The sequence below is a fragment of the Tahibacter sp. genome (assembly GCF_032229445.1).
Taxonomy (GTDB): Bacteria; Pseudomonadota; Gammaproteobacteria; order Xanthomonadales; family Rhodanobacteraceae; genus Tahibacter.
This window is the reverse complement of record NZ_JAVTWC010000122.1, coordinates 26,759-46,044: the sequence shown is the minus strand read 5'-3', so window position 1 is coordinate 46,044 and position 19,286 is coordinate 26,759. Positions and strand designations below refer to the sequence as shown.

Sequence of the window (19,286 nt, the reverse complement as noted above, 5' to 3'; positions counted from 1 at the left end):
CCCTGTGTGGGTTGCTGCTGTTCCTGTGGTGGATCAGGTCCGCACCGCCGCCGGCCGAGCTGCGCGCTGGCGGTGCGCGGGTGGATGCGACGCCGCGCGCGACGGCGCCGCGACCGCACGACGTCGTCGCGAGCAGTGCGGCGCAGCGGCCGCCGCAGTCGGGCACCGCCGCACGCGAGGATTCGCTGCGCGGCACCGATGTCGACGGCGGCGTGCGCCTCGATGCCGCCGGACGACTGGTCGCTGATCGCGAGTTGCGCCGGTTGTTCGACTATTTCCTCGCGCGCCTCGGCGAGCGCAGTCCCGAACAGATCCGCGCCGATCTGCTGGCCTGGCTGCAGACACGGCCGCAGCTCGACGCGAGCGCGCGCGCGGAGGTCGTGCGTCTGTTCGATCGCTATGTCGAGCTGCAGCGTGCGAGTGCCGCGCTCGGGCGGAGCGCCGATCTGCGCGCCGATCTGCAGCAGCTGCGGGAGCTGCGCGAACGCGAATTCGGCGTAGAACTCGCGCGCGCCTGGTTCGGCGAGGAACAGGATTACGCCGAGCAGACGCTCGCTCGGCTCGCGCTTGCGCGCAATGCCTCGCTCGATACGCAGACACGTGCCCGGCTACTGGCGGAACTCGACGTGCAGCAGGATCCACAGCAGCGGGCGGCACGCGAGGCGAGCACGGATTTCCAGCTGGCCGTTACGCAGAGCAGGCAACTGGCGTCGATCGATGCATCGGCGCAGCAGCGCGCGCAGCAGCGGCGCGAACTCTGGGGTGACGAGGCGGCCGTGCGTCTGGCGGAACTGGACCAGCAGGAAGCGAGCTGGCAGCTGCGTCTTCGTGCCTATGCGCAGGCGCGCGAGCAATTGTTCGCCGATCGCGGCCTCTCGCCGCAGCAGCGCGAGATCCGCCTGGCGCGCTTGCTCGGCGATTTCAGCGAAGCGGAGCGGCGTCGCGTGCTGACCCTGGCCGAGGAAGGACTGCTGCCGCGCTGAAACTGCCGCCAGCGCCTGGCTTTGCGCCGCTCAGGCTGGCGCGTCGAGCACGTCCCAGCCCATCTGCGCGATCGTGCCGGCCATGCGACCCGCGGCAAGCGCCTGCTCGCTCGACGCATTGCCTTGCAGCGCACGCTTCATGACGCCTTGCGCGATCGCGGCGAGGCGGAAGAAATGGAACGCCAGATGAAACGGCCAGGCGCTGCCTGGGTCGAGGCCGGTCGCGTCACCGAATCGGCTCAGCAGCGCGGCTTCCTCGGGTATGCCCAGCGTCGCGCGGTCGAGACCGGCGAGGCCCGGCAGGACCGGATTGCGCGGCAGGCGCAGGGCCATGCAGAAATAGCCCAGGTCGGCGAGCGGATGTCCCAAGGTGGACAATTCCCAGTCGACCACAGCGAGCAGTTCCTGCTGCTCCGACCACATCAGGTTGTCCAGCCGGAAGTCGCCGTGCACCAGCGCAACGCGGCCGTCGTCGGCGGGTGCGGTGCTGGGCAGCGTGGCGATGAGCCTGTCCATCGCAGGAATCGTTTCTGTTTCGCTGGCACGGTACTGCTCGCTCCAGCGGGCGATCTGGCGCGCGAAGTAGTTGCCGGGCCTGCCGTAGTCGCCGAGGCCCACGGCGGTTGGATCGAGCCGCACGAGTTCGACCAGCGTATCGACGGCTGCGTGATAGACCGCTTTGCGCTGCGCCGGCGCGAAGTCGGGCAACGACGGATCCCAGTGCACGCGGCCCGGCACGTAACTCATGAGGTAGAACGCGCTGCCGATGACGCTGTCGTCCTCGCACAGGTGCAGCGGGTGGGCGACCGGCACGGCACTGTGCCGCAGCGCGCGCAGCACGCGATATTCGCGATCGACCGCATGCGCCGAGGCGAGCAGCTTGCCAGGCGGCTTTCTCCTCAGGACGTAGCAGCCGGACGCCGCATCGATGCGATAGGTCGGATTGGACTGGCCGCCCTTGAACTTGAGCGCATCCAGCGGCCCGCGGAAACCGTCGACGTGTTGCTGCAGATAGACCGCCAGTGCGTCGGTGTCGAAGCCGGGATGGGGCGCTTGCGTCATGGCATCGCTCTCGCTGACGGGGGCAGGGCCGGCGGTGCCGGCGCGCAACAGGACACGGACCGCCCGCGGCGACTGCCGCGGCCGACCATCAATAGAAACTGCGCAACGCGCGGTGCTGCTCGGTGTCCAGGTGCGGCAGATGGCTCCAGCGGCGCAGGTGCCAGGTGCCGTCTTCGCGTACGAACTCGACGATGCCGGAATTGGCCAGGCTCAGGTTGTGTCGGATCGTCGCGGCTTCGTCCAGCGACAGCAGCGCCTGCGCGCAGCGCGCGATGACGCCGCCGGAGCTGACCACGAGCGCGGTACCCGACGCGGCATGCGTCTCGGCGCGGTCACGCGCGCGCCGCACGCGGTCGCGAAAGGTCTGCAAGGTCTCGGGCATGGCGTGGTCGAGCGCACCGGTGCCCCAGGCGTGGAAGGCGCGGCCGAGCAATGCCTGCACGCGCGAGGGCTCGAGTCCGTCGCGCAGCGCCGGCAGGTCAGGATCGTCGGTTGCCCAGGCGGCGTAGCCGCGCAGCAGGCTTTCATGATCGAACTCGTTCCAGTCCGCATCGACGACGGCGGTTGGCAGCGGCCGGTCGATCGCGTGTGCGGCGGCCTGCAGGGCGTGCAGGGTCTGCGCATGGCGCCGCTGCGCGCCGCTGACGACGTGGGCGAACTCGAGTTCGGGCTGCGCGGCGAGCCACTGCGCTAGCAGTTCGGCCTGGCGCAGTCCGCGCTCAGACAAACGATCGTAGTCCTCGGTGCCGAAGCTGGCCTGCGCATGGCGGATCAGCAACAGGCGAGTCGTTTCACGGACAGGCATCAGTCGGTCACGTAGTTCTTGCGGAAGGTCAGCGTATAGCTGCGCGTGCTGCCTTCGGGAGTGATGTCGAGCGTGAAGCTCAGTGTGTCGCGGCCCCGTACCGGAAATTCGCCGAGGTAGTAAACCGCGTCGGCTTCACGGATCTCGCGCATGATCAGGTCGGTGCGCTGGCCGGCCAGCGTCGCCGCTGTGCCGCGGATGCGGGCCGCCACCGGAGTGCCGTCGAGTTTCTGCACGGCGATGTTGACGAGGCCTTGCTTGCTCGTTCGCGCGAACTGGTACTGGCGCGCGACTTCCGCCGGCAGCATGTCGGCCGACAACGCGTTGTAGTGCACCTGGAACTGGTCGAACCGCTGCACCTGCTCGCTGCGGCCGCGTGCCGGGAACAGCGCCAGCAGCACGGCGGTCGCAACGAAGAGACTGATCTTGTAGGCGAGTTTCATGAAATGGCTCCAGCGCAGACGACGCGGCGATGTTACACCGCGTGCGACAGCCTACAGCGGCAGCATCACCGTGCCGATCGGGCCGAACAGATGAAAGACGGCGAGCATGCCCAGGCGCAGCACCACGCCCGCATAGAGCGGCGACAGATCGAGCGCGGCCGAGTGCGGCGGCAGCTTGCGGAACGGGCGCAGCAACGGGTCGGTCAGGTTGTACAGCACTTCGATCGCCGGATTTCGCGGGTCGGGGGCAAAGAAGCTCATGATCGCGCGCAGCACGATGGCCCAGAACGCGGTGCCGAGCACGTAATACAGCAGCCCGCCGAAAATCCCCGGCAGCAGCAGTCCCGGCGCCAGTGGCAGCCGGGCCAGCAGCAGGAGCAGCACGACCTCGATCGCGGCAACCAGCACCAGCAGCACGGCCGTGGCGAAGCTGAACTGCTTGCGCGGCGGAATGATCTGCGCCAGCGGGCCGACGACGGGATTCGTGAACTTGTAGATAAATTGACAGATCGGGTTGTTGAAACGTATCCGCGTCAGCGGCAGTGTCAGGCGCAGCAGCAGGATGAACAACGCGATGCCGAATACCAGCCGCACGAGCAACTGCCCCGCGTCACTGAAGAAACCCATGATTCAGTCTCCCGAACTGGCGGCAAGTTCGCGGCCGCGTTGCGTCGCGGCGGATACGGCATCGGCGACGATTTCGCGCAGGCCGCGCGCGGCGAAGCGATCCAGCGCGGCCTGGGTCGTGCCTCCGGGCGAGGTTACCCGCTCGCGCAGTCGGGCTGGCGCCTCGCCGTCTTCGCGCAGCATGCGGCCGGCGCCCAGCGCGGTCTGCGTGGCGAGCAGATGCGCTGCCTCGGGCGGTAGGCCTTCGGCGACGGCAGCGGCTTCCAGCGCTTCGACGAGCAGGAAGAAATAGGCCGGGCCGGAACCGGACAGCGCGGTGACCACGTCCATGTTCCGCTCGTCGTCGATCCATACGGTAACGCCGGCTGCGCCGAGCACGGTTTCGGCCGCGCGGCGTTGTGTCTCGCTGACGCGCTCGTTCGCGCAGAGTCCGCTCGCGCCCGCGCCGATCAGCGCCGGCGTGTTCGGCATGCTGCGCACGACGGCGACGCCGCCCCCGCACCAGGCATCGAGCTGGTCGAGACGGATGCCGGCGGCGATCGAGATCAGCAGCGGGCGGTTCGCCTGCACGGCGGGCCGCAGTGCCTCGCAGACCGGACGCATGACCTGCGGCTTGACCGCGAGCAGGATGACCTCGGCATCGCTCGCCGCGGCGGCGCCGTCGGCGTGCACGGCGATGCCGAAGTCCGCCGCGAGCGCGCTGCGCAGCGCGGCGTTCGGCTCGGCCACGGCGATGCGCCCAGGTGCGGTGCCCTGTCGCACCAGTCCGCCAATCAGGCTGCGGGCCATGTTGCCGCCGCCGACGAAGGCGATGCGCGGCGTGCGGGTATCCGGTGCGTCAGACATGAGCGTCCATAGGGAGCGAGGGGAGGAGCGAGCATAGCCGCGGCCTGCGCCGGACTGGAATCGCGGGTGTGTTGCAGCGGTCGTGGCGTGGCGCGTGCTGACTCAGGCTGCGGAGGCGCGCGCCCCGAACAGCGCCGAGCCGATACGGACCAGCGTGGCGCCCTCGGCGATCGCCAGCTCGAAATCCTCGCTCATGCCCATCGACAGTGTGTCCACGGCGGGATGGTCGCGGCGCAGCGCGTCGTACAGGCCGCGCATGCGCGCAAACGCCGCGCGGCGCAGCGCCATGTCCTCATGCGGTGCGGGTATCGCCATCAGGCCGCGCAGGTGCAGGGCCGGTTGATCCGCCACGGCCGCGGCGAGTGCGTCGATCTCTCCGGGGCTGCAGCCGGACTTGGCGGCCTCGTCATCGATGTTGACCTGGATCAGCACCTGCAGCGGACCGCGTGCGGGCGGGCGCCAGCGCGCCAACGGCGCGATCAGCTTGGGCCGATCCAGCGTGTGCAACCAGTCGAAATGCTCGGCCGCCTCGCGGCACTTGTTCGATTGCAGCGGACCGATCAGATGCCATTCCAGTGCCAGGTCGGACAACTCGCGCTGCTTGGCCAGCGCTTCCTGTACGTAGTTCTCGCCAAAGCGGCGCTGGCCCAGCGCGGCCAGCGCGCGCACGGCCGCTGCAGGCTTGGTCTTGCTGACCGCGAGCAGGTGGACCGGGGCGGAATGCTGCGCTGCAGCGCGCGCAATCCGGGCGCAGATCCCAGTAAAGGCAGTTTCGGAAGAACTCATCTCAACCGCGTGCGCCGACGGAAAATTGCCGAGCTATACTCGGCCGTGACCACGCCGGACAGCGGCGTCAATTGCCTTGGGGGATTGCGCATGGATATTGCCGAGCTGCTGGCGTTCTCAGTCAAGAATAAGGCCTCGGACCTGCACTTGTCCGCAGGGCTGCCGCCGATGATCCGCGTCGACGGGGATGTGCGCCGCATCAATATCCCGGCGCTGGACCACAAGCAGATCCACTCGCTGGTCTACGACATCATGTCGGACAAGCAGCGGCGCGACTACGAAGAATTTCTCGAGGTCGACTTTTCGTTCGAAATCCCTGGTCTGGCACGCTTCCGTGTCAATGCGTTCAACCAGAACCGCGGCGCCGGCGCCGTGTTCCGTACCATTCCGTCCGAAGTGCTGTCGCTGGAAGACCTGGGCTGCCCCAAGATATTCAAGGAGCTGATCCAGCAGCCGCAGGGCCTGATTCTCGTGACCGGCCCGACCGGTTCGGGCAAGTCGACCACGCTTGCGGCGATGGTCGACCACGTCAACAAGAACGAATACGCGCACATCCTGTCGGTGGAAGATCCAATCGAATTCGTTCACACCTCGCAGAAGTGCCTGATCAACCAGCGCGAGGTGCATCGCGACACGCACGGCTTCAACGAGGCGCTGCGCTCGGCACTGCGCGAAGACCCGGACTACATCCTCGTCGGCGAGTTGCGCGACCTGGAAACCATCCGCCTGGCGCTGACCGCCGCGGAAACCGGTCATCTCGTGTTCGCGACCCTGCATACCTCCTCGGCGGCCAAGACCGTCGACCGCATCATCGACGTGTTCCCGGCCGGTGAAAAGCCGATGGTGCGCTCGATGCTGTCGGAATCGCTGCGCGCGGTGATCTCTCAGTCGCTGCTGAAAAAGGTCGGAGGCGGCCGCATTGCGGCGCACGAGATCATGGTCGGCATACCGGCCATCCGCAATCTGATCCGTGAGGACAAGGTCGCGCAGATGTACTCGTCGATCCAGACCGGTGCGCAGTACGGCATGCAGACGCTGGACCAGTGCCTGCTCGATCTCGTGAAACGTGGACTGGTTACGCGACCGCAGGCCATGAGTTATGCGAAGAGTAAGGAAATGTTCAAGTAGCCGGCGCAGCGATCCGCCTGCCGTTCCCGCACGGAACGGCGGACGGGTCCGCCGGTAGCGAAGGTTTTCCCGAAACGCGTTTTCGCGGGCGATACGGGTAGTGCGGGACGGCCGGCGAACGGCCGCCCACGTCCTGCCACCGCACCGCTTCTGGAGCAGGCAATGAGCACCGTAGATTTCACCTCGTTTCTGAAGCTGATGGTGCACAAGAAGGCATCCGACCTTTTCATTACCGCCGGCGTCGCGCCGTCCATGAAGGTGCACGGTCGCATCAGCCCGATCACGCAGAGCCCGCTCACGCCGCAGCAGTCGCGCGACATGGTGCTCAACGTGATGACGCCGTCGCAGCGTGAAGAGTTCGAAAAGACGCACGAGTGCCAGTTCGCCATCAGCGTGACCGGTGTCGGCCGCTTCCGCGTGTCCTGCTTCTACCAGCGCAACTGCGTCGGCATGGTCCTGCGCCGCATCGAGACCAAGATCCCGACCATCGACGAGCTTTCGCTGCCGGCGATCATCAAGACGCTGGCCATGACCAAGCGCGGCATCATCCTGTTCGTCGGTGCGACGGGTACCGGCAAGTCGACGTCGCTCGCGGCCATGGTCGGCTATCGCAACCAGAATTCGACCGGCCACATCATCACGATCGAGGACCCGATCGAATATGTGCACAAGCACGAGGGCTGCATCATCACGCAGCGCGAGCTCGGCATCGACACCGATTCGTGGGAAAACGCGCTTAAGAACACGCTGCGCCAGGCGCCCGATGTGATCCTGATCGGCGAAGTGCGTACGCGCGAGACCATGGAGCACGCGATCAACTTTTCCGAGACGGGTCACCTGTGCCTGTGCACGTTGCATGCGAACAACGCGAACCAGGCGCTCGACCGTATCGTCCACTTCTTCAATGAAGACCGCCGCGAACAGCTGTTCATGGATCTGTCGCTGAACCTCAAGGGCATCGTTGCGCAGCAGCTGATCCCGACCCCGGACGGCAAGGCGCGCCGCGTCGCGATGGAAGTCATGCTTGGCACGCCGCTGGTGCAGGACTACATCCGCAAGGGCGAGGTGCACAAGCTCAAGGAAGTGATGAAGGAATCCACCAACCTCGGCATGCGCACCTTCGACCAGAGCCTGTTCGAGCTCTACCAGTCCGGCGAAATCAGCTACGAAGATGCGCTGCGCCACGCCGACTCCGCCAACGAAGTGCGCCTGCGCATCAAGCTCGCCCAGGGCGGCGACGCGCATACCCTGAGCCAGGGTCTCGATGGTGTCGAACTGATGGAAAGCTGAGGGCTGACGCACGAGCGCCATCCGCCTGATCGATGGTGCCGACACACGCGAACGCGCGCGCGTCGGGCGTGCGGGTCCCGATTTCCTGAGCGACGTGCCCGAAGCTGCATCGAGCACCGTCTGCGACTACCACGTCGACTGCGACACGCTGGACGGTCTCGCGCAGCGCGGCGCCGAGGCCCCGTTGCTGTCCGCGCTGCGTCAGGTTGTGGGCATGCGCCAGGACGTGGAGTTCGACGGGGAAACCGCGTGATACGCAGCGGTCTGGCGGCCAGAACTCACGAATTTCTTCCAGGGCGGGTGATGCCATATCGGCAGCCTGTGGATTGGCCGCGCTGCGGTGCATCGCTCATCACCCTCGACGGCGCCGAAACCGAGTGACCGTCGCGGCGTCGCCAACCGCCAGACTCTCGCGCGACGCCCGGCAGCGGCACAGCGCCGCCGCCGGGCTCGTCGTTCTCAGCGCGTCTCCACCGTTTCCAGCAGCGAGACGCCGTCGTTCTTGGCCGTCAGCGTGAACTCGGCATGATCGATCCACTTCTCGTACAGCGCGAACAACTGCTTCTGCGTTTCGATGTCGGCGCGCTGCTCCTGCGGGATCAGCGGGCCCATCGCGTCGAACACGCCGCCGAGGCGGGCGTACATCGCGCCGCTGAAATGCATGCGCAGGAATACCGGCTCTGCTGCCGCTGGCGCGGCGAGAAACGCGCTCAGCGTCGCTTCCTCGCCGCTGCCGGCGGAGAGCGCAATGGCCTGGTCGTTCATGGCGATGGACATCGGAGGAACCGGTGCCGGCGCCATGTCGGCGGGTAGCGCGACGGGCTTGCCGTCCGGCAGCAGCTTGACGTCCTTTAGGCTGGGCAGCGCGAGCTGTGCCATCGCGACAGCGCCGGCCGGGTTGGTCAGTGCGACGACCAGCTTGCCGGCCATGTCGGGTTTATCGACGCCGGCGGCGAAATCGAGCTTGTTCAGGACCATACGGAAGCCGCTCAGATCGCTGGCCGGCGGCGGGATCGTCGTGTCCAGGCTCTGCCTGAGCTTGGCAAAGCTCTCGTTGATCTCGGCGAGGTCGGCGCAGGCGTAGGGCTGGTCGACCACGGCCTTGGCCTGCTTGAGCCAGAAGTTTTTCTGTTTCAGCACCGGCATGGCCAGGGCGAAGTCGACGAGGCCTTCGGCCTTGCCTGCCGTGCCCGGCGCGCCGACGAGGCTGGCGGCGAAATCCTTGGCCAGTGCCGGATCCATTTCCAGCTGCGCATGGACGGTCATGCGCTTGGGCGCCAGTGCGGTGTAACCCATCACGACGCGCGGGAACTTGCCGGCGATGGTGCGCACCTCGGCCTTGCAGGTCGGATCCATCGTCGGCAACTTCTCGCCAAAGACCGCGCCCGCGAGCTCGCGCCGCACCGGATTGGCGTCGTCGCCGAGAAATTCGACCAGACGCACGAAGTCCACATAGCCCGAACTGTACGGCGTGTAGCCGTAGCGCTTGTTCAGCGTGACCAGGGTTTTCGCATCGAAGGGCTTGGCCGGCCGGGTCAGGCCGAGCAACTGCTTGCGCAGGTCCTCGCTGGCGGTGGCCGGCGCGAATGCCATGACGAGCTGCTTGTCGACGATCGCTAGCAGCATCTGCACCTTGTCGACTGAAAGCGTCCAGTAGTCGAGCTCGCCGAGCCGGGCCACGGGCAGCTTCGAACCGGCCTTGGCTTCGACGCGCGCAATCGCCGCGCGCAGCGCATCGGCGTTGGCCAGTTCCAGGCGCACGACTGGCAGTATGCCGATGCCATAGATCGCGGCATGCGCGCTGCCCTTGATGCCAAGCTGCTCGGTCGTGCCGGCAGTCATGTGCTGCGAGACTTCCTCGAGCAGCGCGCGTGCCGCCTTGACCGCGGTCGCATCCTGGGCCTCGGCCTTGTCCAGCATGCGCTGGTACATGCTCGACGACAGCGGCCAGGCCTCACGCGTCATCTGCGACCAGTTGTCGACCACCGGCTGCGGCACCGGTTCGAGATTGGCGAAGACGTACGGCGTATCCGCCGGCACGAAGGCGAGCGGCGAATTGGCGTCGGGTTTCTTGCCGCAGCCGGCGAGGGCCAGCAGCAAGGCGATGGGAACGACGCGGCGAGCGAAGACGGACATGAGAACTCCCCAGGATTGAAACGTGTGAAGCCGGCTCTGGCGATATCGCGACAGGTCCCCCGTCGGCACCAGACCGGCAAGGTTGCCGCTGGCCCCGGGGCGGATGTACCCCCGCCGTCAGACGCCGAGCAATTCGGTCAGTACGGCCATGCGCACGAACACACCGTTACCGACCTGTTCCAGAATGCACGATTGTGCGCTATCGGCCACGGCCGAGGCGATTTCCACTTCACGGTTGAGCGGACCCGGGTGCATCACCAGACAGTCCGGCCGGGCCAGGCGCAGGCGACGTGCATCCAGGCCGTAGCGCGCGTAATACGCCTGTTCCGACGGCACCTGGGCTTGCTGCATGCGCTCTTTCTGCAGGCGCAGCATGATGATCACGTCGGCACCGTCCAGCGCGCTGTCGAAGTCCTCGATGATCTGGCAGCCGGGCAATTCGGTTTCGGCCGGCAACAGGTTGGCCGGTGCGCAGACGCGCAGGTTGCCGACGCCGAGGGTGCGCAGGGCGTGGATGTCGGAGCGCGCGACGCGCGAGTGCAGGATGTCGCCACAGATCAGCACGCGCAGGGTCGAGAAGTCCGGGCGGTGACGGCGGATCGTGTAGGCGTCCAGCAGCCCTTGCGTCGGATGCGCGTTGTTGCCGTCGCCGGCGTTGATGACGCAGGCGGCGCTGCGCACATGGCGGGCGAGGAATTCGGCGGTGCCGTTTTCCTTGTGCCGCACGACGAACGCGTCGCAATGCATCGCTTCGAGCGTGTGCAGCGTGTCGATCAGGCTTTCGCCCTTGCTCGTCGAGGAGTTGGCGATGTCGAAGTTGATGACGTCGGCACCCAGGCGCTTGGCGGCCAGGTCGAACGACGTGCGCGTGCGCGTGGAGTTTTCGAAGAACAGGTTGACAACGGTCCGTCCGTGCAGCAGATCGAGCTTGCGGCGGTCGCGCAGCCATTGCTGCTGCAGCGCCTCGGCGCGGTCGAGCAGGCGCAGGATCTGCGCGGCGGGCATATGTTCCAGGCTGATCAGGTGGCGCAGGCGGCGCGGCGTGTCGGACAGGTCGGAAGGCGTCATGAGGGATTGGCAAGCCAGGTTTCGGTGATCACTTCGGCGGCTACCGCGTCGATCTCGGCCGCATGTTTCTTCTTCGCCAGCCCGGCGGCGCGGCGCTGCGCAAAGCGCCGCGCGGCCTCGATCGAGCTGCGTCGTTCGTCGACCAGGTGCAGCGGCAATGCGCTGCGCTTGACCAGTGCGCCGGCGAACGCGCGGGCACCGCGACTGGCGGGCTGTTCCTCACCGTCCAGCGTCAGCGGCAACCCGACCAGCAGCGCCTCGGGCTGCCATTCGCGTATCCAGGTGTCGATACGTTCCCAGTCGGGTCCGCTACCGCTGTTCGCGACCACGCCCAGCGGGCGCGCGCTCCCGGTCAGGCGGTTGCCGAGCGCCACCCCGATGAGGCGGCTGCCGTAATCGAAGCCCAGTACGTTCACGTCCGCAGATCCGGCGCGCCGTGACGCGCTCTATGCATGACCGGCGTAGTCGGTCAGCTGCGCCATGCTGGTGACGCCGAGCAAGGCCGCGGCGGCGTCCCAGCGCGCGTCGAGCGGGGTGTCGAACAGCAGGTGTTCTTCCACGGACGCGGTCAGCCAGGCGTTGTCGAGCAGTTCCTGTTCGAGCTGGCCCGGGCTCCAGCCCGCATAACCCAGCGCGACGACCGCATGCTGCGGACCTTCGCCGGCGGCCATGGCGATGAGGATGTCGCGGGACGTCGTGACCGAAATCCGGTCGGAGATGTGGAACGAGGATTCCCAGTTGCCGCTGGGCGCGTGCAGGACGAAGCCGCGCTCGGGTTGCACCGGTCCGCCGATCAGCACCGGCGCGTCGTTCACTTCGACGATGTCCGAGGACAGGTTCATCTGCGCGAGCACGTCGCCGAGGCGGTATTCGGACAGGCGGTTGACCAGCAGTCCCATCGCCCCGTCCTCGTTATGTTGACAAACGAAGGTGACGCCGCGGGCGAAGTTCGGATCACGCATCGCCGGCATGGCGATGAGCAGCTGATTGGAGAGCGAAGCGAAGGAGCTCATGCGGCCGATTGTAACGGCATTTCGTAGCGACATTTCGTAGCGGCATTCGCGCCAGCGCCGCGGAGGGCAGGAGCGAGCGGTGAGGAGAGGGAAAAAGTGAGTGGTCGAGGTTCGGGCTGGTCTCTTGCGCCACTTGCGGCTCATGCGCTCGCCAGCAGGGCAGGATTGCCGCCTCATGTCCTCTTGTTCCTCACTTCTCTGACCTCTCGATCTCGCTCCTAGCGGTTCCGCAGCACGTCGCCCGGCAAGAACTGCCACGTCCGCGTGATGTACAACTCGTCGATCTCCTCGCTGGTCCTGGGGATCGGCGGGAATGGCGCCGAAAGCTGCACGATGCGCTGCACAGCGTCGTCGAGGATCTTGTGCCCGGAACTCTGGATCACGTCCATGCGATTGACGCTGCCATCCCTGTTCAGGGTCACGGTCAGTAGCACGTCGCCGTGCAGCTGCTGGCGACGTGCCTCGTCGGGATAGTTCAGGTTGCCGATGCGCTCGATGCGGGCGGCCCAGCCGGCGAGATACGAGGCGTAGGCGTATTCCTTGGTATTGGCCGAGAGGAATTTCTTCTTCGGTCGCTTGGCATAGGACTCGCGCTGGCGCTGGTATTCCTGCGCGAGCTGGGCCATCTCGGCGTTCTTCTCGACGAGTTCCTGCGCCGTGGGTTTGGGCAGGCTCGGCGATTCCGGTGCATCGCGCGCGGTGGTCACAGCGAAGTCGGCTTCGCGCTGGGTCAGCACCTCGGCCGGCGTGGCGGGCGTGGGCCGCGGCGCCCCGGCTTCCAGCGGTCGCGGCGCGGTGCCGGGTGTGGGCTTGGGTAGTGGGCTGGACAGCGGATCGGCCGGACGCAGGGCTTCGTCGCGGTCGCCGCCGCCGGCGTTGTTGGTCTGGGCGAGGAAATCCGCCTTGTCGGCCTTTTCCTTGTTCGTGGCCTGGATAATGATCACGTCCAGCGCCGGCAGGTGCGAGGCCGGCGTGACATAGGTAAAGGTGACGCCAAGGATCACCACGGCGTGCGCGATCAGCGAGAACAGCAGGGTGACGCCGAAGCGGTCGGCGCCGGATGTGGGACGGGTCGTGCTCACGCGAGTTTGCTTTCGATGCAGTCGAACAGGGAGCCGGCGATGGTAAGTCCGAACTGCGCGTCGAGCTCGCGGATGCAGGTCGGAGATGTGACGTTGATCTCGGTCAGCCAGTCGCCGATCACGTCCAGGCCCACGAAGATCATGCCGCGGCGCTTGAGTTCCGGCCCGACCTGCGCCGCGATCCAGCGATCGCGTTCGCTCAGCGGGCGGCCTTCGCCGCGGCCGCCGGCGGCCAGGTTGCCGCGGAAATCGTCGCCTTGCGGGATGCGCGCCAGCGCATAGGGTACGGGTTCGCCGTCGATCAGCAGGATGCGTTTGTCTCCGCTGACGATTTCCGGCAGGTATTTCTGCGCCAGGGCGAAGGCGTGGCCGTTCTGGGTCAGGGTTTCGAGGATGGAATTGAGGTTCGGGTCGTTGTGATGCGAGCGGAAGATGCCGCGTCCACCCATGCCGTCCAGCGGCTTGAGCACGACCTGGCCGTGCTCGGCCACGAAACGACGCAGCTCGGCGCGGTCGCGCGCAACCAGCGTCGGCGCGCAGCACTGCGGGAAGTGCTGGGTGAACAGTTTCTCGTTGGCGTCGCGCAGTCCGCGCGGATCGTTCACGATCAGCGCGCCGTCGCGCTGGGCAAGATCGAGCACCATCGTGTCGTACAGGAACTGGCTGTCGAACGGCGGGTCCTTGCGCGCCAGCACCGCATCCATCTGCCCGAGCGGCGTCCATTGCGCCGGTTCGAGTTCAAACCACCGGTACGGATCGTCCTTTACCGTCAGCGCGGCCAGCCGGGCCCAGGCCTCGCCGGCGCGGATCGCCAGATCGCCCTGGTTGCAGTAGCGCAGCCGCCAGCCACGGCGCTGGGCTTCCAGCAGCATGGCCAGGGTCGAGTCCTTCTTGGGCGCGATCGTGGCGATGGGATCCATCAGCACGGCAAGGGTGCGGGCCATGCGCGCAGGTCCTGGTCAGGAGGGAAGAAAGCGGATCATGCCCGGCAAGGTGCCATCTGTACTAGCATCGCGCTAGACTCGCCGGACCGCACGGGAGACGCTGCGGGAACAATGTTCCTAAGCGACGGCAGCAACTTACGCGATTAACTTGACAGGTTTGCTGACTAGCGGTTAAACATCGGTAAAGCCCGGCTACGGCGCCCCGTGCAGCGCTGCGGCAAGGCTGCAGATCAACGTCGCAGTGGTAAATGGCAAGACTCGTGCATGGGGATTCCCCTGTGCCACAGACTCAGGTGGCTTGGAGGGTACGTGGAAGAGGCGACGAAATCGGGCAGTCTCACCGGCATGAAGGTCATGGTCATCGACGACTCGAAGACCATTCGCCGCACGGCCGAGACCCTGCTGAAAAAGGAAGGCGCCGACGTCGTGACCGCGACCGACGGCTTCGAGGCGCTGGCGAAGATCTCCGATCAGCAGCCTCACATCATCTTTGTCGACATCATGATGCCGCGTCTGGATGGTTATCAGACCTGCGCGCTGATCAAGAACAACCAGATGTTCAAGGGGACGCCGGTGATCATGCTGTCGTCCAAGGACGGGCTGTTCGACAAGGCCCGTGGCCGCATCGTCGGCTCGGAACAGTATTTGACCAAACCGTTCACGCGAGAAGAGCTCCTCGGCGCCATCCGGCGTCACGTCGACCTGAAAGCGTGATGTGGTGGTGATGGTTCGGAACGTCTGGGCGCGCCGGGATTCTGGTTCTTGACGGTGGAGCCATCGGACAAGGCAAGGGTGTGAAGAATGATCGCTCGGTACCGCAGGTGCTGATCACTCTGAACGCCCAACGGACCGGGCGGCCAGATGTTTGCGGCAAGCGTTTGGCTGGGGTTGTGCAGATGGGCAGCAGGGCATGGGAGCCGTGGTGCTGACAGTTGTCGAGAACGTTCCTGTAAGTAATGCCATGGCGCTCAGAGGGGGAAGCGATGGCTCACATTTTGATCATTGACGACTCGCCTACCGACATCCGCGTCTTCACGACGCTGCTGGAAAAGGCGGGTCATCGCGTCAGCAGCGCAGCCAACGCCGAGGACGGTATCGTCGCGGTCAAGCGCGAACGGCCGGATCTCGTCATCATGGACGTGATCATGCCGGGCATGAATGGCTTCCAGGCGACCCGCACCTTGAGTCGCGACGAAGCGACGGCGCATATTCCAATCCTCATCGTGACCACGAAATCGATGGAGACGGACCGCGTATGGGGCCTGCGCCAGGGGGCGAAGGACTTCGTGACAAAGCCGGTGAGCGAGAAGGAACTGCTCGTCCGCATCCAGACCCTGTTGCCGAGTTGAGCGTCCATCACATGTCTGCAATGACCGACACGCTGCAACTGACTCCGTTCGAGGTGCTCGCCGATTACGAGCGGCGTAGCCTTGCGCACATCGCCGGCATGCCGGAAGAGGCAGAGGCCACCGGACTCTGGCGCGGCATCGGTTTCCGCGTCGGGTCGCGCTATCTGGTATCGAGCATCGCGGAAGTCAACGAAATCCTGACTTTTCCGCAGTTGACCGTGGTGCCGGGCACGCGATCCTGGCTGCTCGGCGTAGCCAACGTGCGCGGCAACCTGGTACCCATCGTGGATCTGCGCAACTTCGTCGAAGGCGAGCGCAGCCAGCTGATGGATTCCAGTCGCGTACTCATCATTCGCCAGCACGGCGGCAGTGTCGGGCTGCTCGTCGATGAAGTGCTGGGGCAACGCAATTTTTCCGACGAACAACGAGCTGAAGCAGAAGCAGAAGCCGATTTGCGCTATGGCCGTTTCGTGCCCGAGCGCTATCAGCTGGGGGATGTTCTCTGGGGGCTGTTCAGCATGTCATCGCTGGTGCGCACCCCTGAGTTCCTGCAAGCATCGGCGTGATCCCGCGCGCGTCCAGCCACAAAGACGCGGGGCGAACTCATTGGCTGTTGAGGTGAAGGCATGAGCACAACATCGGGGGCCGTCAAGGAACGTGCGTCGGGCACGAATACTTGGCTGATCATTCTTCTGCTGCTGGCACTCGCCGTGGCGGCAGTCGACTTCTTCCTGCTCAACAAGAAGAACAACGACGACCGCGCGGCCGTAGCGCTGACCACGCAGATCCAGGTGTTGTCGCAGTCCATCGCGAAATACGCTTCGGAATCCGCGGGCGGCAACATCGACGCCTTCAAGGAACTGGAAGCGACGCGCAATAACATCGACCGCTACATCCAGGCGCTCAACCGCGGCGACGAGAAAGAAGGCATGCCCGGCTATGCCAGCGAAGCCATCGTCGAGAAGCAGTTGCAGGAACTGGGCCGCGCCTGGGCCTCGCTCAATACGAACGCAACGAAGATTCTCGGCAACAAGGAGCTCGTGCTCAGCTCCGCCGCGACGGCGACCGACTTTTCCGGCCAGATCCCGATCCTGAATTCGCGCATGGACGAGGTGGTCAATATCCTGACCAACCGCGGCGGCTCGACCCAGCAGGTACTGATCTCCACGCGCCAGATGCTGCTGGCCGACCGCATGATCCGCCGCGTGCAGGAAATCCTGCTCGGCGGCCAGGGCGCCCAGTCCGCCGCCGACGGTTTCTCACGCGACGCGCGCCTTTACGGCGCGGTGCTGAACGGCCTGATCAACGGCAGCCCGGATTTCAACATCAAGGCGCTGGACAATCCCAACGGCAAGGAAATCCTCACCGACATCTATGCCAAGTGGACTGGCATGGCCGAGCCGGTGCAGAAGATCCTCGATTCCGCCTCGGGTCTGCAGGAAGTCAAAGAGGCCGCCGACAATATCTTCGGCGACTCGCAGACCGTGCTGCTGCGCGCCAACGACGTGGCGACCAAGATCGGCGAGCTTGGCACCAAGCGCCTGTTCCCGAACGTCTGGTGGGGTCTCGCCGCCGCCGCCGTCGCGGCCAGCCTGCTCGTGCTGCTGCTGATTGCCCAGGCACGCGACCAGCGCCGCCGCTACTCGGTCACGGCCGAACTGAACCAGCGCAACCAGGAAGCCATTCTGCGTCTGCTCGACGAAATGGGCTCGCTCGCCGAAGGCGATCTCACGGTGAAGGCAACGGTGACCGAAGACATCACCGGCGCGATCGCCGACTCGGTGAACTTCGCGGTCGAAGCACTGCGCTCACTGGTGACGACGATCAACGAGACGGCGGTGCAGGTCTCCGCCGCGGCGCAGGAAACGCAGGCAACCGCCATGCACCTTGCCGAAGCCGCCGAACACCAGGCGCAGCAGATCACGTCCGCGTCCGCCGCGATCAATGAAATCGCCGTCTCGATCGACGAAGTGTCCAAGAACTCGGCCGAATCGGCCGACGTGGCGCAGCGCTCGGTGCAGATCGCGTCGAAGGGCGCGGCCATCGTGCGCCAGACGATTCAAGGCATGGACTCGATCCGCGACCAGATCCAGGAGACGTCCAAGCGAATCAAGCGTCTCGGCGAATCGTCGCAGGAAATCGGCTCGATCGTGGAACTGATCAACGACATCGCCGAACAGACCAACATTCTCGCCTTGAACGCCGCCATCCAGGCCGCCTCGGCCGGTGAAGCGGGACGCGGTTTCGCGGTCGTGGCCGACGAAGTGCAGCGACTGGCGGAACGTGCGTCGAACGCGACGAAGCGAATCGAAACGCTGGTGCAGACGATTCAGTCCGATACCAACGAAGCGGTCAGCTCGATGGAGCAGACCACCGCGGAAGTGGTGGCCGGTGCACGACTGGCCGAGGACGCGGGCCTTGCGCTGGGCGAGATCGAAAAGGTCTCGAACGATCTGGCCGACCTGATTCAGAACATCTCCGAGGCCGCGCGCCAGCAGTCCGCTGCGGCGACGAACATCTCGGCGACCATGAACGTGATTCAGGAAATCACGACGCAGACATCGCTCGGTGCGAGCCAGACCGCCGAATCGATCGGCAACCTGGCCCAGCTTGCCGCGGACCTGCGCCGTTCGGTCGCGGACTTCAAGCTGCCGACCTGATGAACCTCGCCTCCGCCATGGATGCCGGGCTTCGCATCATGCCGGCATGCTCCTCCACCAACCCTGCTGGCCGACTGCGTTGCAGGCGGCCGCCCGCCCCCTTGACGCAAGGGGGCTCCAACAGCATGAAGCCGCGGGCCTCGCCAGAGGCCTTTGCAGTTTCGTGCGTGACGAGGTGAACAGGCGCGCATGGCCCTCGCGATCGGCAATTGGTCGGCGTTCTCTGCCCTGCCGGGCATGGACGATGCCGAGTTCGCGCGCTGGGCGGATCTGCTCGAACGGCGCACGGGCGTCGTCGTACCACCGGCCAGGAAGCCGTTCCTCGTCACCGCGGTGCGCGGACGCATGCGGGAGACCGGACATGCGCGTTTCGACGACTATTACCGCGACCTGCACAAGGTGCCGGAAGGAGCGATCGAGTGGACCACGCTGGTCGATCGCCTCACCGTGCACGAAACCCATTTCTTCCGGCATCCGCCATCGTTCGACCTGATCGCGAGCGAGTGGCTGCCGGGCCTGGTCGGGAGCGGCGGCCAGGACGCGCTGCACGCCTGGAGTGTGGGCTGCGCGACCGGTGAGGAGGCCTATACGCTGGCGATGGTGCTGGACCGCCACATCAGTGCGCTCAGTGACGCGCGCGTGTACTTCGGCGTGACCGCCACCGACGTGAGCCAGCCGGCGCTGTCGGTCGGTCGCGCCGGCCTGTACCCGCGCGGCAAGTTTTCCGAAATTCCGCCGGACTACCGCGAACGCTATGTCGACGAGATCGACGCCGATTCGTTCCAGGTGCGCGAGGCGCTGCGCAAGCGCGTCGGCTTCGCCCAGTTCAACCTGCTCGACGTCGCGCGTGCGCCGTTGAAGCGGCTTGATCTGATTTTTTGCCAAAATGTATTGATTTACTTTGCACGGGATCGCCGGCGTGAGCTGCTCACGGCGCTGGCGGGATTGCTCAAGCCCGGCGGTCTGCTGGTGCTGGGCGCCGGCGAGGTCACCAGCTTCGCCCATCCTACCTTGAGCCGCGTGCCGCATCGGCAAGCGCTCGCCTTCCTGCGCAACCGTTGAGA

At 65.9% G+C, this 19,286-nt stretch carries 21 protein-coding genes; 9 read left to right on the top strand and 12 right to left on the bottom strand.

Annotation, left to right across the window (positions count from 1 at the left end):
- The first annotated feature begins 11 nt into the window (after positions 1–11).
- Positions 12–983: a lipase secretion chaperone gene (locus RUU78_RS22650; protein ID WP_313920031.1), complete on the top strand. Its 972-nt coding sequence runs from the start codon at positions 12–14 to the stop codon at positions 981–983.
- Positions 984–1,013: 30 nt separating this feature from the next.
- Here the strand turns inward: RUU78_RS22650 and RUU78_RS22645 are convergent, their stop codons facing one another.
- From RUU78_RS22645 to RUU78_RS22620, 6 genes are all read right to left on the bottom strand, one after another.
- The gene (locus tag RUU78_RS22645) at positions 1,014–2,045 is read right to left on the bottom strand and encodes a phosphotransferase family protein (RefSeq protein WP_313920030.1); all 1,032 of its coding nucleotides are present in this window, start codon (positions 2,043–2,045) and stop codon (positions 1,014–1,016) included.
- 88 nt (positions 2,046–2,133) lie between these two features.
- Positions 2,134–2,850 carry a histidine phosphatase family protein gene (locus tag RUU78_RS22640; RefSeq protein WP_313920029.1) on the bottom strand — a complete coding sequence of 239 codons (717 nt, stop codon included), beginning with the start codon at positions 2,848–2,850 and terminating at the stop codon, positions 2,134–2,136.
- Complete coding sequence (locus RUU78_RS22635; protein WP_313920028.1) at positions 2,850–3,293, bottom strand: DUF4426 domain-containing protein; 444 nt, start codon at positions 3,291–3,293, stop codon at positions 2,850–2,852. The genes RUU78_RS22640 and RUU78_RS22635 overlap by 1 nt, the downstream gene beginning before the upstream one ends.
- A 51-nt stretch (positions 3,294–3,344) precedes the next feature.
- On the bottom strand, positions 3,345–3,920 hold the full coding sequence (locus RUU78_RS22630) for a YggT family protein (protein ID WP_313920027.1): 576 nt from the start codon (positions 3,918–3,920) through the stop codon (positions 3,345–3,347).
- A gap of 3 nt (positions 3,921–3,923) precedes the next feature.
- On the bottom strand, positions 3,924–4,766 hold the full coding sequence (gene proC / locus RUU78_RS22625; RefSeq protein ID WP_313920026.1) for a pyrroline-5-carboxylate reductase: 843 nt from the start codon (positions 4,764–4,766) through the stop codon (positions 3,924–3,926).
- Positions 4,767–4,868: 102 nt separating this feature from the next.
- Positions 4,869–5,552, bottom strand: coding sequence for a YggS family pyridoxal phosphate-dependent enzyme (locus tag RUU78_RS22620; protein WP_313920025.1), 684 nt, complete (start codon positions 5,550–5,552; stop codon positions 4,869–4,871).
- A 90-nt stretch (positions 5,553–5,642) separates the two neighbouring features.
- Between RUU78_RS22620 and RUU78_RS22615 the strand changes: the two genes are divergently transcribed.
- The 3 genes from RUU78_RS22615 to RUU78_RS22605 all read left to right on the top strand — a co-directional run bounded on the left by RUU78_RS22615 (position 5,643) and on the right by RUU78_RS22605 (position 8,223).
- Complete coding sequence (locus RUU78_RS22615) at positions 5,643–6,680, top strand: type IV pilus twitching motility protein PilT (RefSeq protein WP_313920024.1); 1,038 nt, start codon at positions 5,643–5,645, stop codon at positions 6,678–6,680.
- Positions 6,681–6,842: 162 nt separating this feature from the next.
- Entirely contained in the window at positions 6,843–7,970 is a 1,128-nt protein-coding gene (locus RUU78_RS22610; protein WP_313920023.1) for a PilT/PilU family type 4a pilus ATPase, read from the top strand.
- Between the two features lie 94 nt (positions 7,971–8,064).
- Positions 8,065–8,223 (top strand): hypothetical protein, encoded by a 159-nt coding sequence (locus tag RUU78_RS22605; RefSeq protein WP_313920022.1) that lies wholly within the window; start codon positions 8,065–8,067, stop codon positions 8,221–8,223.
- A gap of 206 nt (positions 8,224–8,429) precedes the next feature.
- Here RUU78_RS22605 and RUU78_RS22600 read toward each other — a convergent pair whose 3' ends face one another.
- From RUU78_RS22600 to gshB, 6 genes are all read right to left on the bottom strand, one after another.
- A complete protein-coding gene (locus tag RUU78_RS22600) occupies positions 8,430–10,106 on the bottom strand; it encodes a hypothetical protein (RefSeq protein WP_313920021.1) in 1,677 nt (558 codons plus the stop codon).
- Positions 10,107–10,223: 117 nt separating this feature from the next.
- Positions 10,224–11,174: an aspartate carbamoyltransferase catalytic subunit gene (locus tag RUU78_RS22595; RefSeq protein WP_313920020.1), complete on the bottom strand. Its 951-nt coding sequence runs from the start codon at positions 11,172–11,174 to the stop codon at positions 10,224–10,226.
- Positions 11,171–11,590: a Holliday junction resolvase RuvX gene (gene ruvX, locus RUU78_RS22590; protein ID WP_313920019.1), complete on the bottom strand. Its 420-nt coding sequence runs from the start codon at positions 11,588–11,590 to the stop codon at positions 11,171–11,173. Before ruvX ends, RUU78_RS22595 begins: the two co-directional genes overlap by 4 nt.
- 30 nt (positions 11,591–11,620) lie before the next feature.
- Positions 11,621–12,187, bottom strand: a complete 567-nt coding sequence (locus tag RUU78_RS22585) for a YqgE/AlgH family protein (protein ID WP_313920018.1) — start codon at positions 12,185–12,187, stop codon at positions 11,621–11,623.
- Between the two features lie 218 nt (positions 12,188–12,405).
- Positions 12,406–13,269: an energy transducer TonB gene (locus tag RUU78_RS22580; RefSeq protein ID WP_313920017.1), complete on the bottom strand. Its 864-nt coding sequence runs from the start codon at positions 13,267–13,269 to the stop codon at positions 12,406–12,408.
- Positions 13,266–14,213 carry a glutathione synthase gene (gene gshB / locus RUU78_RS22575; protein ID WP_313920016.1) on the bottom strand — a complete coding sequence of 316 codons (948 nt, stop codon included), beginning with the start codon at positions 14,211–14,213 and terminating at the stop codon, positions 13,266–13,268. Before gshB ends, RUU78_RS22580 begins: the two co-directional genes overlap by 4 nt.
- A 345-nt stretch (positions 14,214–14,558) precedes the next feature.
- Here gshB and pilG point away from each other — a divergent pair, with 345 nt between their 5' ends.
- The 5 genes from pilG to RUU78_RS22550 all read left to right on the top strand — a co-directional run bounded on the left by pilG (position 14,559) and on the right by RUU78_RS22550 (position 19,284).
- On the top strand, positions 14,559–14,927 hold the full coding sequence (gene pilG / locus RUU78_RS22570) for a twitching motility response regulator PilG (protein ID WP_313920117.1): 369 nt from the start codon (positions 14,559–14,561) through the stop codon (positions 14,925–14,927).
- A 269-nt stretch (positions 14,928–15,196) separates the two neighbouring features.
- Positions 15,197–15,562, top strand: coding sequence for a response regulator (locus tag RUU78_RS22565; RefSeq protein WP_313920015.1), 366 nt, complete (start codon positions 15,197–15,199; stop codon positions 15,560–15,562).
- A 20-nt stretch (positions 15,563–15,582) separates the two neighbouring features.
- The gene (locus RUU78_RS22560) at positions 15,583–16,128 is read left to right on the top strand and encodes a chemotaxis protein CheW (RefSeq protein WP_313920014.1); all 546 of its coding nucleotides are present in this window, start codon (positions 15,583–15,585) and stop codon (positions 16,126–16,128) included.
- Between the two features lie 60 nt (positions 16,129–16,188).
- On the top strand, positions 16,189–18,222 hold the full coding sequence (locus tag RUU78_RS22555) for a methyl-accepting chemotaxis protein (RefSeq protein WP_313920013.1): 2,034 nt from the start codon (positions 16,189–16,191) through the stop codon (positions 18,220–18,222).
- A gap of 189 nt (positions 18,223–18,411) precedes the next feature.
- Positions 18,412–19,284 carry a protein-glutamate O-methyltransferase CheR gene (locus RUU78_RS22550; protein WP_313920012.1) on the top strand — a complete coding sequence of 291 codons (873 nt, stop codon included), beginning with the start codon at positions 18,412–18,414 and terminating at the stop codon, positions 19,282–19,284.
- The last annotated feature ends 2 nt before the right edge of the window (positions 19,285–19,286 follow it).

Excerpts from the sequence above, each read along its gene's own strand:
- RUU78_RS22555 (WP_313920013.1), top strand. The coding sequence starts at position 16,189 with ATGAGCACAACATCGGGGGCCGTCAAGGAACGTGCGTCGGGCACGAAT.
- proC (WP_313920026.1), bottom strand. The coding sequence starts at position 4,766 with ATGTCTGACGCACCGGATACCCGCACGCCGCGCATCGCCTTCGTCGGC.
- RUU78_RS22635 (WP_313920028.1), bottom strand. The coding sequence starts at position 3,293 with ATGAAACTCGCCTACAAGATCAGTCTCTTCGTTGCGACCGCCGTGCTG.
- pilG (WP_313920117.1), top strand. The coding sequence starts at position 14,559 with ATGAAGGTCATGGTCATCGACGACTCGAAGACCATTCGCCGCACGGCC.
- RUU78_RS22630 (WP_313920027.1), bottom strand. The coding sequence starts at position 3,920 with ATGGGTTTCTTCAGTGACGCGGGGCAGTTGCTCGTGCGGCTGGTATTC.
- gshB (WP_313920016.1), bottom strand. The coding sequence starts at position 14,213 with ATGGCCCGCACCCTTGCCGTGCTGATGGATCCCATCGCCACGATCGCG.
- RUU78_RS22640 (WP_313920029.1), bottom strand. The coding sequence starts at position 2,850 with ATGCCTGTCCGTGAAACGACTCGCCTGTTGCTGATCCGCCATGCGCAG.
- RUU78_RS22585 (WP_313920018.1), bottom strand. The coding sequence starts at position 12,187 with ATGAGCTCCTTCGCTTCGCTCTCCAATCAGCTGCTCATCGCCATGCCG.
- RUU78_RS22595 (WP_313920020.1), bottom strand. The coding sequence starts at position 11,174 with ATGACGCCTTCCGACCTGTCCGACACGCCGCGCCGCCTGCGCCACCTG.
- RUU78_RS22620 (WP_313920025.1), bottom strand. The coding sequence starts at position 5,552 with ATGAGTTCTTCCGAAACTGCCTTTACTGGGATCTGCGCCCGGATTGCG.
- RUU78_RS22600 (WP_313920021.1), bottom strand. The coding sequence starts at position 10,106 with ATGTCCGTCTTCGCTCGCCGCGTCGTTCCCATCGCCTTGCTGCTGGCC.
- RUU78_RS22560 (WP_313920014.1), top strand. The coding sequence starts at position 15,583 with ATGACCGACACGCTGCAACTGACTCCGTTCGAGGTGCTCGCCGATTAC.
- RUU78_RS22615 (WP_313920024.1), top strand. The coding sequence starts at position 5,643 with ATGGATATTGCCGAGCTGCTGGCGTTCTCAGTCAAGAATAAGGCCTCG.
- RUU78_RS22610 (WP_313920023.1), top strand. The coding sequence starts at position 6,843 with ATGAGCACCGTAGATTTCACCTCGTTTCTGAAGCTGATGGTGCACAAG.
- RUU78_RS22645 (WP_313920030.1), bottom strand. The coding sequence starts at position 2,045 with ATGACGCAAGCGCCCCATCCCGGCTTCGACACCGACGCACTGGCGGTC.
- RUU78_RS22565 (WP_313920015.1), top strand. The coding sequence starts at position 15,197 with ATGGCTCACATTTTGATCATTGACGACTCGCCTACCGACATCCGCGTC.
- RUU78_RS22550 (WP_313920012.1), top strand. The coding sequence starts at position 18,412 with ATGGCCCTCGCGATCGGCAATTGGTCGGCGTTCTCTGCCCTGCCGGGC.